This window comes from Cribrihabitans marinus (assembly GCF_900109035.1).
Classification (GTDB): Bacteria; Pseudomonadota; Alphaproteobacteria; order Rhodobacterales; family Rhodobacteraceae; genus Cribrihabitans; species Cribrihabitans marinus.
Genome location: NZ_FNYD01000002.1, coordinates 302,546 through 317,039 on the forward strand (window position 1 = coordinate 302,546; position 14,494 = coordinate 317,039).

The 14,494-nt window shown below is 67.6% G+C and carries 14 protein-coding genes; 8 read left to right on the top strand and 6 right to left on the bottom strand.

Going from position 1 to position 14,494, the window contains the following annotated elements; all coding sequences use genetic code 11:
• Positions 1-3: 3 nt before the first annotated feature.
• Positions 4-1,299: an adenylosuccinate synthase gene (locus BMX57_RS03950; RefSeq protein ID WP_092362728.1), complete on the top strand. Its 1,296-nt coding sequence runs from the start codon at positions 4-6 to the stop codon at positions 1,297-1,299.
• Positions 1,299-1,532, top strand: a complete 234-nt coding sequence (locus tag BMX57_RS03955) for a DUF2842 domain-containing protein (RefSeq protein WP_092362730.1) — start codon at positions 1,299-1,301, stop codon at positions 1,530-1,532. The genes BMX57_RS03950 and BMX57_RS03955 overlap by 1 nt, the downstream gene beginning before the upstream one ends.
• A gap of 44 nt (positions 1,533-1,576) precedes the next feature.
• Here the strand turns inward: BMX57_RS03955 and BMX57_RS03960 are convergent, their stop codons facing one another.
• Positions 1,577-2,245 carry a GNAT family N-acetyltransferase gene (locus tag BMX57_RS03960; protein WP_177175378.1) on the bottom strand — a complete coding sequence of 223 codons (669 nt, stop codon included), beginning with the start codon at positions 2,243-2,245 and terminating at the stop codon, positions 1,577-1,579.
• A 76-nt stretch (positions 2,246-2,321) separates the two neighbouring features.
• Positions 2,322-4,478 (bottom strand): hypothetical protein, encoded by a 2,157-nt coding sequence (locus tag BMX57_RS03965; RefSeq protein WP_092362734.1) that lies wholly within the window; start codon positions 4,476-4,478, stop codon positions 2,322-2,324.
• A gap of 138 nt (positions 4,479-4,616) precedes the next feature.
• Between BMX57_RS03965 and BMX57_RS03970 the strand changes: the two genes are divergently transcribed.
• The gene (locus tag BMX57_RS03970; protein WP_092362736.1) at positions 4,617-5,309 is read left to right on the top strand and encodes a thiamine diphosphokinase; all 693 of its coding nucleotides are present in this window, start codon (positions 4,617-4,619) and stop codon (positions 5,307-5,309) included.
• Here BMX57_RS03970 and BMX57_RS03975 read toward each other — a convergent pair.
• From BMX57_RS03975 to BMX57_RS03985, 3 genes are all read right to left on the bottom strand, one after another.
• A complete protein-coding gene (locus BMX57_RS03975) occupies positions 5,254-6,168 on the bottom strand; it encodes a DMT family transporter (protein ID WP_092362738.1) in 915 nt (304 codons plus the stop codon). The genes BMX57_RS03970 and BMX57_RS03975 overlap by 56 nt on opposite strands.
• A gap of 69 nt (positions 6,169-6,237) precedes the next feature.
• The gene (locus tag BMX57_RS03980) at positions 6,238-7,611 is read right to left on the bottom strand and encodes an L-serine ammonia-lyase (protein WP_092362740.1); all 1,374 of its coding nucleotides are present in this window, start codon (positions 7,609-7,611) and stop codon (positions 6,238-6,240) included.
• A complete protein-coding gene (locus tag BMX57_RS03985; RefSeq protein WP_092363097.1) occupies positions 7,612-8,295 on the bottom strand; it encodes a glutathione S-transferase family protein in 684 nt (227 codons plus the stop codon). It abuts the gene before it with no gap.
• 181 nt (positions 8,296-8,476) lie between these two features.
• Here BMX57_RS03985 and rpiA point away from each other — a divergent pair, with 181 nt between their 5' ends.
• Positions 8,477-9,265, top strand: coding sequence for a ribose-5-phosphate isomerase RpiA (gene rpiA / locus BMX57_RS03990; protein ID WP_092362742.1), 789 nt, complete (start codon positions 8,477-8,479; stop codon positions 9,263-9,265).
• A gap of 9 nt (positions 9,266-9,274) precedes the next feature.
• On the opposite strand, the gene BMX57_RS03995 is transcribed toward rpiA, so the two are convergent.
• Complete coding sequence (locus BMX57_RS03995; protein WP_092362744.1) at positions 9,275-10,564, bottom strand: tetratricopeptide repeat protein; 1,290 nt, start codon at positions 10,562-10,564, stop codon at positions 9,275-9,277.
• A gap of 133 nt (positions 10,565-10,697) precedes the next feature.
• On the opposite strand from BMX57_RS03995, the gene gor reads away from it, so the two are divergent.
• The 4 genes from gor to BMX57_RS04015 all read left to right on the top strand — a co-directional run bounded on the left by gor (position 10,698) and on the right by BMX57_RS04015 (position 14,445).
• Entirely contained in the window at positions 10,698-12,059 is a 1,362-nt protein-coding gene (gene gor / locus BMX57_RS04000) for a glutathione-disulfide reductase (RefSeq protein WP_092362746.1), read from the top strand.
• Between the two features lie 81 nt (positions 12,060-12,140).
• The gene (gene hflK / locus BMX57_RS04005; RefSeq protein ID WP_092362748.1) at positions 12,141-13,298 is read left to right on the top strand and encodes an FtsH protease activity modulator HflK; all 1,158 of its coding nucleotides are present in this window, start codon (positions 12,141-12,143) and stop codon (positions 13,296-13,298) included.
• Positions 13,298-14,251: a protease modulator HflC gene (hflC, locus tag BMX57_RS04010; RefSeq protein ID WP_092362750.1), complete on the top strand. Its 954-nt coding sequence runs from the start codon at positions 13,298-13,300 to the stop codon at positions 14,249-14,251. The genes hflK and hflC overlap by 1 nt, the downstream gene beginning before the upstream one ends.
• A complete protein-coding gene (locus tag BMX57_RS04015) occupies positions 14,248-14,445 on the top strand; it encodes a DUF2065 domain-containing protein (protein ID WP_092362752.1) in 198 nt (65 codons plus the stop codon). Before hflC ends, BMX57_RS04015 begins: the two co-directional genes overlap by 4 nt.
• The last annotated feature ends 49 nt before the right edge of the window (positions 14,446-14,494 follow it).

Consider the following 14,494-nt stretch of genomic DNA (forward strand, 5'->3'; position numbering starts at 1 on the left):
AACATGGCCAACGTGGTGGTAGTCGGCGCCCAGTGGGGCGACGAGGGCAAGGGCAAGATCGTCGACTGGCTGAGCGAGCGGGCCGACGTGATCGCGCGCTTTCAGGGCGGGCACAATGCCGGTCACACGCTGGTCATTGACGGCGAGGTCTTCAAGCTGAACGCGTTGCCCTCGGGCGTGGTGCGCGGCGGCAAGCTGAGCGTGATCGGCAACGGCGTCGTGCTCGACCCCTGGCACCTGGTCGGCGAGATTGCCTCGATCCGGGAGCAGGGCGTGCAAATCACGCCCGAGACCCTGATGATTGCCGAGAACACGCCGCTGATCCTGCCCATCCACGGCGAACTGGACCGGGCGCGCGAGGAAGCGGCCAGCAAGGGCACCAAGATCGGCACGACCGGGCGCGGCATCGGGCCGGCCTATGAGGACAAGGTCGGCCGGCGGTCGGTCCGTGTCGCCGACCTGGCCGATGACGCAACGCTCGAGGCGCGGGTGGACCGCGCCCTGCAGCATCACGATCCGCTGCGCCGCGGGCTGGGGATCGAGCCGGTGGACCGCGATGCGCTGATCGCGCAGCTCAAGGAGATCGCGCCGCAGATCCTGCCCTTTGCCGCGCCGGTCTGGAAAGTGATGAACGAAAAGCGCAAAGCCGGGAAACGCATCCTGTTCGAGGGGGCGCAGGGCGCGCTTCTGGATATCGACTTCGGCACCTATCCCTTCGTGACTTCGTCGAACGTGATCGCCGGTCAGGCGGCGACCGGCGTGGGTATCGGGCCCGGCTCGGTCGACTACGTGCTGGGGATCGTCAAGGCCTATACCACGCGGGTCGGCGAAGGCCCGTTCCCGACCGAGCTGGACGATGCCGATGGCCGGCGTCTGGGCGAGCGCGGGCACGAGTTCGGCACCGTCACCGGGCGCAAGCGGCGCTGCGGCTGGTTCGATGCGGTGCTGGTGCGCCAGACCTGCGCCACCAGCGGCGTCAACGGCATCTCGCTGACCAAGCTGGACGTGCTGGACGGGTTCGACACGCTCAAGGTCTGCGTAGGCTACGAGCTGGACGGCCGGCGGCTGAACTACCTGCCGACCGCGGCGGACCAGCAGGCGCGGTGCAAACCGGTCTACGAGGAACTGCCCGGCTGGAGTGAGTCCACCGAGGGCGCGCGCAGCTGGGCCGACCTGCCGGCCAACGCGATCAAATACGTGCGCCGCGTCGAAGAGTTGATCGAATGTCCCGTGGCGCTACTTTCCACCTCGCCCGAGAGAGAGGACACCATCCTTGTCACCGATCCGTTTGCCGACTGATGGCTAGACCGCGACTCAGCTACAAGGCGCGTCGGCGCTGGACGCTGGTGATCCTGCTGATCGGGATGCCGGCCTATATCGTCGCGGTGGTCACCGTGCTGAACTGGCTTGACCGGCCGCCGCTCTGGCTTGAATTCCTGGTCTATGTGGCGCTGGGCCTGCTTTGGATCCTGCCGTTCAAGTACGTGTTCCGCGGGGTCGGGCAGGCCGATCCCGACGCCGACCGCGACTGACTCCGCGGGCAATTGCCCGCGGCTTCCTGGCGAGCCGCCGGACGTCAGCGCCGCCACTGAAACATGGCATCGGCGAGGGCGCGATACTCGCCGGCCATTTCCTGCGTGATCGAGAAAGGGGTTGGGAAAGGGCGGGTCAGGTGTGCCTCGACCTGTCCGGGCAACCGGTGCAGGCGCGCTCGATGTTTTTGCGCCAGATTCTGCATGCGCAGGTTGCCGGGCAAGCATAGCAGGTGCAGCTCGCGGATGCCGCGATTCTGGGCGACCGTCAGCACCCGGTGCATAAGCCGGTCGCCGATGCCGCGGCCCTGCCAGCGTGGCTCGACGCTGAAGGCCGCTTCGGCCCGTTTCGGCCAGGCGTTGGGAAGCGGCCGCAATTCGGCCACTGCGCGCAGACAGCCATCGGGAAATGCCCCGTAAACCAGCGCCTCGGCCGTGAAAACGCTGTCGGCGTAAAGGCTTGCGCGATAGGGGCTGATACCGGCTCCGAACCGGGCGTGGAGGCTATGTCGGTCCAGCCGCTGGAAATGCGCCGCGAGGCGCCGCTGATCCGTGCTTAGCAATCGGCGAACTATGGTGCTGGACATCGGTCGATCCACATGCGGCGTTGGTGGTTGGCAGTATAGCCGGGTGATTTGTCGAGAATGCTGCGATGCGGCATTGGAGGGCCGATTCCAGCAAATTTTTTTAAGTTGCACGTTGCCGAGGCTCACGGTGCCAGTTTGGTGAGCAGACGAAAAAAGGGCCGGCGACGGCGCCGGCCCTTTGCATGTCAATCGGGTTGGGGGGTCAACCGGCCGCGCGCTTGTCAGGGTGAAAGCTGATATCGCCCGATGCGGTGAACTGACCGCCGCCGGTCTTTTCGATCTTGCCGTCACGCAGAAGTTGCCCGAACGAACGCAGTCCGTCCTCGCGGTTGAACTCCTGGTTGTCGAGCTGGCGCACCTTGTTCATCAGCTGCGGGCGCGAGAACTGCTCATGCCCTTCGACAAAGGACAGGTAGGCCGCCGCGGCTTCCAGCAGCTCCGGCAGATCCACGGCGCCATGATCAGCGGCGAAGGCGGCGAAACCGCCGTCCACGGCAGGCTCGGCGCCGGTGTTGCTGATGCGACGGGGGCGCACGGGGCCGCGCGGCGCCGCCTCGTTCGGCAGATCCACGCGCTGTTCGGCCACCAGTTTCAGGGGCGCAGGGCGGTCGGCCGCGGCACGGCGGCGCATGCCGCCACCCGCCGCCGCCGGGCGGCGCGGGCGCACGACCGAGGCGAGATCCTCGCGATAAGGGTCGTCGTCCTCGACCGCGCGGGTGCCGACGGTTCCACCGGCCGATCGCTCCGCCTCGGCGGCGGCAACGGCCGCGCGCAGATGCGAATAGGCCTCGCGGTTGGACGAGGCGTTGGGGTCGCCCAGCTTCTCGTCGGCTGCGGCCATGAGGCGCGACAGGTCATCCTCGGTGTCTTCCATCCGGCGGGGGTCGCCGTGATCATCGGCGTCATCGGCGTCATCGGCGTCATCGGCGTCATCGGCGTCGGGAGTCTCGACACCTGCGTCGATCACGGCCTCCGCCTCGACCTCTTCCCCGGGATCCGCACCGGTCTCCGTTGCCGGAGTTGCAGCCTCCTCCTCGGCGGAGTCCATTTCGTCGTCATCCGCCCGCAGTTCGGCCTCGACCTCGGCCAGTTGGGCCATCAGGTCGGCTTCGTCCTCGGGCGACAGGGCGCTGTCGTCGGAATTTGCTGCGGCGACATCCAGATCGGCGCGCGTGACGTCGACACCGTGCCGAGGCGCGTCGCGGTCCAGGACGTCCTCCTCGCCCAGGATATTGGCGAAATCCTCGTCGCTCTCGAACATGTCGTCGCCGTCGTCGACCTCACCGAAGATCGACTCGTCACCGGACAGTCCGGCGATGTCGTCGTCATACGCGTCCAGGATCTCGTCATCCGACTCGGGTTCGGCAGGCGTGGCCCCGTCGAGGGCGGACAGATCGGCCACCTCGTCCCAGCTGTCGCCATCGTCCTCGTCCCACGCGTCGTCCCAGGCCGTTTCGGCATCCTGGTCGTCCGCGTCGTCCTGAGCTTCGGCGGCCTCGGCGGCCGGTGCGACGCCCGTGACCGCATCGGCCATCACGTCCTCGGCGGGCTCGTCCAGCGCGTGCTCATCTTCGGAGTATTCGTCCTCTTCATAGATCTCGACCGGGGCAGAGGCTTCGGTGCGCGACACCACGGCGCGGATGCGCTCCAGCTTGGCGGCGATGCTCTCGGCCTCGGGCACGAATTCCGGTTCGGCCAGGAGCTCTGCTTCGAACTCCTCGGTCTCCTCTTCGTCGGCCGCGGGTGCATCCTGCGCGAATTCGGCGGCAGGCGCCTCGGGGGCGAAAGCACCGGTCATGGCGCCTTCGGAGAAGTCGGCGGCGGCAGGCTCGGGCCAGGCGGCCACGGTTGCCTCGGGGGCGGGGTATTCGGCCATCGCCGGTTCTGGCGCCGGCGGCTCCGCGGTCTGGGATTCGGCGGCCAATGGCGCCTCGGCGACCGGTTGCGGCTCCGGCGCAGCCTGGGGTTCGGGTGCGACCTCGGGTTCGGGCTGCGGTGTGGCCTGTTCAGCCGCCTCCGGCGTAGCGGGGGCTTCGGGGCTTGGCGTTTCGGTCTCGGGCGGCGTCGACACGGCGTCCGTGCCGATCGCGGCTGCCCCTGCGCCATCACCGGCGCGCAGCACGATGCCGCCGGAATCGCGGCGGGCCTCGACCTGGCGGGAAATCTCGCGCTGTGCAATCCGGGCGAGCATGTCGGCATCGGGTTGTGGGGGTTCGGCGCCGAAATACCGGTCATCCGCGGCCAGGTCCCGGAAATACTCGGCGATCGCCTTCATCGTCCCGAACGAGTCATCGAACCCTTCGAGGGTGCACGAAAATGTCCCGTAAGAGACGGTCAACACCTTGTTGTTCTGTACCATTGGGTGCTCGTCCTCTACTTATCAGTGGCAACCCGTTTACCATCCCCGTAAAGTCAATTTCGGCCCGAATCTGTGCCCCTGACCGTATCATTTTGTGGCCGGATTGTGGCCGGTTTCCGAATTGGTGACAATTTCGACATGATTGCCCCCATTGTTCAAGTCGATCATCCGGTCACGCTGGTGGGCGGCGGCGAGGTCCGGCCCGGCGCCGTGACCGAGGCGCTGGACCGCGCGCCCAGCCTGGTCGCGGTGGACAGCGGCGCCCGGGCGGCGCTGGCCGAGGGGCATCAGCCGGAAGCCGTGATCGGCGATTTCGACTCGCTCGATCCCCGGACAAGGGCGCTGATCTCCCCGGACCGGCTGTTTCCGATCCGCGAACAGGAGACCACCGATTTCGACAAGGCCCTGCGTCACATCCGTGCCCCGCTCGTGCTGGGTGTCGGGTTCCTGGGGGGGCGGGTCGATCACCAGTTGTCGGCGTTCAACACCTTGGTTCGGCATGCGGATCGCCCCTGCCTGCTCTTGGGCGCGCATGAGTTGGCCTTTCACCTGCCGCCCGAGATCGCGCTGACGCTGCCGGTGGGCAGCACCGTGTCATTGTTTCCGCTTGCCGGGGTAACGGGCGCTTCCGAAGGTCTGAAATGGCCGCTTCAGGACATCCCGTTCGCGCCGGACGGGCGGGTCGGAACCTCGAACCAGGTCACCGGTCCGGTCCGGTTGCGGATGGACGGGCCGGGGATGCTGGCGCTGGTGTCGCCCGCCGCTCTGGCGGAGGTCATGCGTGCGTTTCTGGAAGCGGGACACGCGCGATGGCCCTCTCGCGTAGGATGACGTAAAGGCCGGCGGCCACGGTGACGCAGATGCCGAAGGCGGCCAGCCCGTCGGGCAGATCCCGGAAGATCAGCCAGCCGATGACCGTGGCAAAGGGGATTTCCAGGTATTGCATCGGCGCCACCGTGGCCGAAGGCGCAAACCGCAGCGACCACGTCATCAGCAGATGCGCGCCGGTGCCCAGGATGCCGATGGCCAGGAGCAGCCAGAGCGTCTGGTTCGGGAGCGTGGCCGGAACCAGGGGCCGGGGCGACAGGGCTTCCGCGACAAGCAGCAGCGGCACGAGCACCGCTGTCGCCATCACGCCCGACACCGCCTGCAGGCCGATCGGGTCGATCGCCTTGGCCATCTGCCTTGTGACCAGCATGAACAGCGCGAAGATCACCGCGACCCCCAGCGGCAGCAGCGCAGGCCAGCCAACCTCGGCAAAGCTGGGCTGGACTACCATCAACGTGCCGGCGAAACCCACGATACAGGCCCCCAGGCGACGGGGGCCGACCTCTTCCTGCAGCACCAGCTTGCCCAGCAGCAGCATGATGAAGGGCATTACGAAGGCGATGGCGATGGCATCGGCCAGCGGCAGGTATAGCAGCGCCGTGAACATCATCCCGATGCCCAGGATGTGCAGACCCGTGCGCAGCGCCGCCAGCCCCAGGATCCGGCCACGCATGCGCCAGGGCCGGCCGGTCAATATCACGATCGGGATCAAAAGCGCCGCCTGGATGGCGAACCGGACCACAAGCAGGACCGAGACCGGCAGGCTTTGGCCCAGCAGCTTGGCAATGGCGTCGCCCAGCGGCGCCAGCACGCAAAAGCCGAGCATCAGCATGATGCCGAGAAGAGGGCGATCCTGGGTCATGCGCGAACGCTAGCCCGTTTCCGCCGGACATGGAATTGGAGCTTGCCCCGGATCAAGTCCGGCGCGCCATCAGCAGTTCGGCACGTTCACCGCCAGCCCGCCAAGCGAAGTTTCCTTGTAGCGTTCATGCATGTCGGCGCCGGTCTGGCGCATGGTCTCGATCACCGAGTCGAGCGGCACGAAATGCTGGCCGTCGCCGCGCAGGGCCAGGCTGGCCGCGCTGACCGCCTTGATCGCGCCCAGCCCGTTGCGCTCGATACAGGGCACCTGGACCAGGCCCTTTACCGGGTCGCAAGTCATGCCCAGGTGATGTTCGAGCGCGATCTCGGCGGCGTTTTCCACCTGTTCGGGCGTGCCGCTCATCACCGCGCAAAGGCCGGCGGCGGCCATTGCGGCGGCGCTGCCGACTTCGGCCTGACACCCGGCCTCGGCGCCCGAGATCGAGGCGTTGTACTTGACCAGCCCGCCGATGGCGGCGGCGGTCAGCAGGAAATCCTCGACATGGCGCTCGGACGATCCCGGTACATGGTCGAGATAGTAGCGCAGCACCGCCGGCAGCACCCCCGCCGCGCCATTGGTGGGGGCGGTCACCACCTGGCCGCCGGCGGCGTTCTCCTCGTTCACCGCCATGGCATAGACGCTCATCCAGTCGTTGATCGTGTGCGGCGCGCTCTGGTTCAGGCCGCGTTCGGCAATCAGCGCGTCATGGATACCCTTGGCCCGGCGGCGCACCTTCAGCCCGCCCGGCAGGATGCCGTCGGTGGTCAACCCGCGCTCGATACAGTCGTTCATCACCTGCCACAGCCGCGCGGTTCCCTTTGCGAAGGAGGTCTCGCAGCCGCGGGCGATCTCGTTGGCGCGTTTCATGCCGGCGATGGTCTTGCCGCTGTCGCGCGCCATCTGAAGCATCTCGGCGGCGGATTTGAACGGGTAGGGGACCGGGTCGCCCTCGTCGGTGTCCTTTCCGGCGGCCAGTTCCTCCTCGGTCAGGACGAAGCCGCCGCCCACCGAGTAGTAGACCTGGGACAGGATCACGTCGCCCTGCGCGTCGGTGGCATAGAGCGTCATACCGTTGGCGTGACCGGGCAGCGCGCGGTCGTAGTCGAAGACCAGGTCGGAGCCGGGATCGAATTTCAGCTCGGGCAGGCCATCGGGTCGGAGCGTGTGCGTCTCGGTGATGTCCGCCAGCGCGGCATCGGCCTTGTCGCGGTCATAGGTTTCCGGCGCAAAGCCCGCTAGCCCCAGGATGGTGGCCCGGTCGGTGGCGTGACCCACGCCGGTGAAGGCCAGGGAGCCGTGCAGCGAGGCGCGCAGGCCGGCCGCGTCGAATGGCGAGACGCGCAGCAGGTCGAGGAACCGCGCGGCGGCCACCATCGGCCCCATCGTGTGGGACGAGGACGGGCCGACGCCCACTTTGAACATGTCGAAGACGGAGAGGAACATTCAGGTTGCAGAGCCTTCTGGTGGGGTAGGGTGGACAGGGGCGGTGAAGGGCCGGGGACCCAGCCCCTCGGCGGTGATGGCGGCACGTGTGGGCGGCCGCGCCTCCAGCGCGACGAAGATGCGCTGCAGTTGCGGCGTGTCGGCCAGGGCGAACCAGTCGCGGTTGCCGGCCTTGGGGTAAAGCGCCATCCAGCGCAGCAGGCAGGCCAGGTACCAGGTCAGGACCGAGGGCGCGTCCGGCGACAGCCAGTCCGGCCCGTTGGCCGCCTCGGCGTCGAGCAGGGCGAGATGGATGCGCAGCCGCTTGTGCAGCGCGCCAGCATCGGCTGCGTAGCGGTCGGGGTAGAACAGGACCCTCAAATAAGCGTGCAGGGTGTTCGAGGTGAAGAACAGCCAGCTCAGGAACCGCCCGCGCTGCGGGCTGTCGGGGCGTGGCGCCAGCCGCCCGTGCCGGTCGGCAAGCCACAGCAGGATCGCCGCGGTCTCGAAGATCGGACCCTGCGGCGTTTCCAGCGCGGGGATCAGCCCGGCGGGATTGATGGCGCGATAGGCGGCGCCGTCCTGCGCACGGGCGGCGCGGTCGACCAGCACGGTCTCATAGGGCTGGCCGAGCTCCTCCAGCACCAGCCGGACGATCAGCGAGGCGTTGTCGGGGGCGAAATGAAGGCGCAGGGCGTCGCTCATGTCGCTCTCCATAGTCGGGTTCGCCAGATTCGCAGCGCATGAATGCGACCTGTCCTATCGGAAACGCGCAAAGCGGGTCAAACCGGCCGGTCACGGGGGCAGGGCGGACCGCGCCGCAATTCACCTCTCGCCCCTCGGGGTCATCTCGCCTATAACGCGCAAAAGCACCTGGAGAGCTGCCATGACCGGAGAATTGTCGCCCATCGACAAGGCCAAGTTCGTCGCCGCCAAGCGCGCGGCCGAGTTCGTCGAGGACGGGATGCGCGTGGGGCTGGGGACCGGATCGACGGCCGCCTGGCTGGTGCGCTGTCTGGGCGAGATGGTGCGCGAGGACGGGCTCAGGATCCGCGGTGTTCCGACCTCGACCCGAACCGGCCAGCTGGCCCGCGAGGCGGGGATCGAGGTGATCACGCTCGACGAGGCGCGCTGGCTCGATGTGACCATAGACGGCGCGGACGAGTTCGACAGCGACCTCAACCTGATCAAGGGCGGCGGCGGCGCGCTGTTGCAGGAGAAGATCGTCGCCACGGCCAGCGACCAGATGGTGGTGATCGCCGACGCGGGCAAGGAGGTCGGCACGCTGGGCGCCTTCGCCCTGCCGGTCGAGGTGATCCCCTTCGGCGCGTCCTGCACCCGGACGCTGATCGAGGAGACACTGGTTTCGATGGATGTTCTCGGACGCCAGGTCTCGCTGCGCATGAACGGCGACGCGCCGTTCATGACCGACGAGGGCAACCATATCCTGGATCTGCACCTCAAGCGCATCGGCAATGTCCGGCAGCTGAGCCTGGTGCTGAACCAGATCCCCGGGGTGGTCGAGAACGGGCTGTTCATCGACATCTGCGATACGGTGGTGATCGGCTATGGCGACGGCCGGGTCGAGGTGCGGGACATCAACGAGGGCACGGTCGAAAAAGGCCGGCTGGATTTCGTCGAAAGCGACAACCTGTTCTCGGATCTTGCCGACTGAGCATCGCGCTCACGTATAGCCCGCAACCGGTGCCTTCGGGGCCAGGATCGGCCGGCGCGTGGCCAGGCTGCGCCGGGCCTCCTCGTTGCGTCCCAGCTTGAGCAGCGCGTTGACCCAGGCCAGTTCCAGCAGGTCACGCTGGGCCCGGCTGCCGCCCAGACGTTCGGTCGCGGCCATCACCGGCGTCAACTCGTCGATCGCGGCCGCCCAGTCTCCCCGCGCCATTGCCATCCAGCCCCGCGCAACCGGGCGCACCAGGTCGCCCGCGAAGCCGCGCGCGGTCTCGGCGATCCGCGCCAGGCGCGCGCCGTCGCCGGCCATCGCATGCGCCAGCGCGGCATGGATATCGGCGAAGCTCTGCCCGGTGTCGGGAAAATACTGCGCTGCATAGTCGCTGAGTGCCGCCCAATGGGCCGGATCCACGGTCAGACCGGCGATCTCGGCCCGGTACAGGATCGCGGCGGTATCGGTCAGGACGTTGATCGGCAGGCCATGCCCGGTGCCGGGCGCGACATGCGCCGCGACGGTGGCCCAGAGCGCCTGCGCGTCGCCGGCATGAAGCGCCCAGAGGGCCGAATGCCAGCTGAGATGCCCATGCAGGACCCCGCGCGCGTCATAGCCGGTGAGCCACTCGTCGAGATAGGCGCGGCCTGCCTCGGCCTCTCCGGCCTCATACTGGGCGTGGGACTTGAAATGCGCCGCGTTGGCATTGCGCGGGTTCAACTCCAGCGCACGCTCCATCAGGTCCTGCGACGCGCCGACCCGACCGGTCTCGCAGAGCGAGATCGCGTGCATGGACATCATCCACCAATCGTCGCCGTAGTGCGGCAGCAGCGCGGATGTATAGGCCAGCAACTCGGCCTCCCGGCCAACTTCGCCGGAAAATCCGATCAGTCCGAAAACGCTGGCGCACAGCTGCGCGGCCAGGGCGTCGCGGGGGTGGTCGCGCACATGCGTCCGCACCAGCGCGCGGGCCTCGGCCGGGCGGCCGTGGATCGCATGGTCCAGCGCGGCGATGTGGGCGCGCTCGCGGTCGTCGGCGCCGCCGGGACGCGATGCCAGATCGGCGGCGTGTGCGACGGCGTCGCGGGCGCCCGGCATGCCGCCGCCCATCATGCGGGCCCGCGCCAGCGCGGCGTGGCCCAGCGCAAAGCCGGGATCGGCCTCGACCGCGCGCCCGAATGCCTCGACCGCACCGTATTCGGCGCCCAGGAACAGGTGCAGGCCACGATCATAGGCCTCGGTGGCCGACGTCGAGTCCGTGCTCAGCGCGTTGCCGTAGCTGTCCTGTCGTGTCATTGATGCCCCCTCCGTTCCGGCCGGCCAAGCCTAGCAGCATCCCGGCCCTCCGCAAACCGTGCCGCCGCGACCCTCTGGTCATTGGCGGCGGTCTATGGAATACCCCTGCGGTGAGATGCAGACGGAGACGGGGATGAGCGATTTCGACTATGACCTGTTCGTCATCGGCGGTGGCTCGGGCGGGGTGCGCGCGGCGCGCGTCGCAGCGGGCGACACCGGCGCCAGGGTCGCGCTGGCCGAAGAGGACCGGTATGGTGGAACCTGCGTTATCCGCGGTTGCGTGCCGAAGAAGCTGATGGTGTTCGCCAGCGAATACCCCGCGATGATCGAGGATGCGCGCGCCTATGGCTGGGACGTGGCACAGGACGGGTTCGACTGGGACGCCTTCAAGACCAGGCTGCAATCCGAACTGGACCGGCTGGAAGGGGTCTATCGAGGTCTCCTGAAGAAGAACGGCGTCGAGAGCTTCGACCAGCGCGCGCGAATCGCCGATCCGCACACCGTGGAACTGGCCGACGGCACCAAAAAGACCGCCAAGCATATCCTGGTGGCCACCGGCGGCTGGCCGGTCGTGCCGGAGTTTCCCGGCCACGAGCTGGCGATCACTTCGAACGAGATGTTCCACCTGGACAAGCTGCCCGAAAGCCTGCTGATCGTCGGCGGCGGCTATATTGCCTGCGAATTCGCCGGGATCATGAACGGGCTCGGCGTTCAGGTGACCCAGTTCTATCGTGGCGCGCAGATCCTGCGCGGCTTCGACGACGAGGCGCGCGGGCTGATCTGCGAGGAGATGTGCCAGAACGGCGTGGACGTGCATCTGGGCACCAATGTGCTGGAGATGTCGCGCGACGGCGACAAGATCCGCGTCAAGGCGACCAACGGCACCGAACGGCTGTTCGACAAGGTGATGTACGCCACCGGGCGCACACCCAACACCGCCGACATGGGGCTGGAGGAGGCCGGTGTCGCGCTGGGCCGCAAGGGCGAGATACAGGTGGACGAATACAGCCAGACCGGCGTGCCGTCGATCTATGCCATCGGCGACGTGACCGACCGGGTGAACCTGACTCCGGTGGCGATCCGCGAGGGCATGGCCTTTGTCGAGACGGTGTTCCGGGGCAACCCGACGCCGGTGGATCACAACCTGATCCCCACCGCGATCTTCACCCAGCCCGAGATGGGCACCGTCGGCCTGAGCGAGGAGGACGCCGCCGAGCAGGAGCCGATCGAGATTTATGCCACCTCGTTCAGGCCGATGCAGCAGGCATTCGCAGGGCGCGCGCAGAGGGTGCTGATGAAGCTCATCGTCTCCAAGGCCAGCCGCAAGGTGCTGGGCTGTCACATCGTGGCACCTGGCGCGGGCGAGATGATCCAGTTGGCCGGGATCGCGGTCAAGATGGGCGCGACCAAGGAGGATTTCGACCGGACCGTGGCGGTGCATCCCACGATGTCCGAGGAGCTGGTGACACTGCGACAACCAGTACGCAGTGCTTGAATTGCATCCGATCGCACACAGGTTATGACTGACGAAAAGGACGCCGCGGTTGCGCGGCATCAGACAAGGGAAAGATAGCACATGGCGGGCAACAACGGTGGCCCCTGGGGCGGCGGCGGCGGCTCCTCAGGCGGCGGCGGAGGAGGAAACCGGGGCAACAATGGCGGTCAGCGCCCGCCCGAGGGCGACGGCCCGCAGATCCCCGAGATCGACGAGCTGGTCAAGAAGGGCCAGGAGCAGCTGCGGGTCCTGATGGGCGGACGCGGCGGCGGGCGAGGCGGCGACGGCGGGCGTGGACCCGGCGGTGGCGGCCCCCGTTTCACGCGCGGAACCATCGGGCTGGGCCTAGTGGTGGCGGCGGTGCTCTGGGGTGCGGCCAGCTTCTATACCGTGAAACCCGAAGAACAATCGGTCGAACTGTTCCTGGGCGAGTTTTTGGCCGTCGGCAATCCCGGCCTGAACTTCGCCCCCTGGCCGCTCGTGACCGCCGAGGTCATCCCGGTCACGCGCGAACAGATCGAGGATATCGGCACCGGAGGGCGCGGGCTTGAGGCCGGGCTGATGCTGACCGGCGACGAGAACATCGTCGATATCGACTTCCAGGTGGTCTGGAACATCTCGGATCCGGCGACATACCTGTTCAACCTGCGCGACCCGCGCCCGACCATCCGCGCGGTGGCGGAATCGGCGATGCGCGAGATCATCGCCCAGTCCGAACTGGCACCGATCCTCAACCGCGATCGCGGCATCATCGAATCCAGCGCCCAGGATCTGATCCAGTCGACGCTGAACAGCTATGACAGCGGCGTCAACATCGTGCGCGTGAACTTCGACAAGGCCGACCCGCCCGAGCCGGTGATCGCGGCCTTCCGCGAGGTGCAGGCCGCCGAGCAGGAGCGCGACCGGTTGCAGAACGTGGCCGACGCCTATGCCAACCGCGTTCTGGCCGAGGCCCGCGGTGAAGCTGCGCAGGTCCTGGAAGAGGCCGAGGGCTATCGCGCCCAGGTGATCAACGAGGCGCAGGGTGAGGCCAGCCGCTTCACGGCCGTGCTCGAGGAATACGCCAAGGCGCCCGAGGTCACGCGCAAGCGTCTCTACCTCGAAACGATGGAACAGGTGCTGGGCGACGTGGACAAGATCATCCTGGACGAGTCGATGGGCGACGGTCAGGGCGTCGTGCCCTACCTGCCGCTCAACGAATTGCGCCGCGGTCAAAGCAGCAACGAGGGGTCGAACTGATGAAGAAATCCACCTTTCTCCTTCCCATCGCCGTGATCCTCGTCGCGCTGGGCCTGTCCTCGATCTTCATCGTCGACGAGCGCGAAAAGGCGCTGGTGCTTCAGTTCGGCCGCGTCGTCGCGGTCAAGGAGGACCCGGGACTGGCCTTCAAGATCCCGCTTATCCACGAGGTCGTCCGCTATGACGACCGCATCCTGAGCCGGGACATCGAGCCGCTGGAAGTGACGCCGCTCGACGATCGCCGCCTCGTTGTGGACGCCTTCGCGCGGTACCGGATCGTCGATGTGAACCAGTTCCGTCAGGCCGTCGGCGTGGGTGGAATCGCCACCGCCGAAAGCCGCCTGGACTCGCTGCTGCGGGCCCGGACCCGTGAGGTTCTGGGGTCGGTCAGCTCCAACGACATCCTCAGTTCCGACCGGGCAGCGCTCATGCTGCGGATCCGCAATGGCGCGATCGCGCAGGCGCGGGCGCTGGGCATCGAGATCATCGACGTCCGCCTCAAGCGCACCGACCTGCCGTCGGAGAACCTGGACGCGACCTTCGAGCGGATGCGCGCCGAGCGTGAGCGCGAGGCGACCGACGAACGCGCCCGTGGTAACGAGGCGGCGCAGCGGGTGCGCGCGCAGGCCGACCGGACGGTGGTCGAACTGGTGTCCGAGGCGCGGCGCGAGGCCGAGATCATCCGAGGCGAGGCCGATGCCGAGCGTAACGCGGTCTTTGCCGAGGCGTTCGGCAAGGATCCCGAGTTCTTCGAGTTCTACCGCTCGCTGACCGCCTATTCCCGGGCGCTCAAGGGAGAGAACAGCTCGATGGTCATCAGCCCGAATTCGGAGTTCTTCAACTATCTCAAATCCGCCGAGGGCGCCGGACGGAGCGCAGTGTCGTCGCAACCGCAGCAGCGCACCCAGCGGATGCAGGACAGCACCGCGACGGATGCGCCGGTCTCGGAATGATCGCCACCGGACTTCTGGCCCTCGGGCTGGTTCTGATTATCGAGGGGCTGGCCTATGCGCTGGCCCCTTCGCTTATCGAACGCATGCTCGAGGTGTTGCGCAGCCTGCCCGAGTCGGCGCGCCGCCAGATCGGGTTGCTGGCGATGGTCTCGGGGCTGTTGCTGGTCTGGGCGGCGCACCAGATGGGCGGCTGAGACCGGGACCACCATCATTTCCCTGCGATCATGCGTTGCGGGAGAGGGT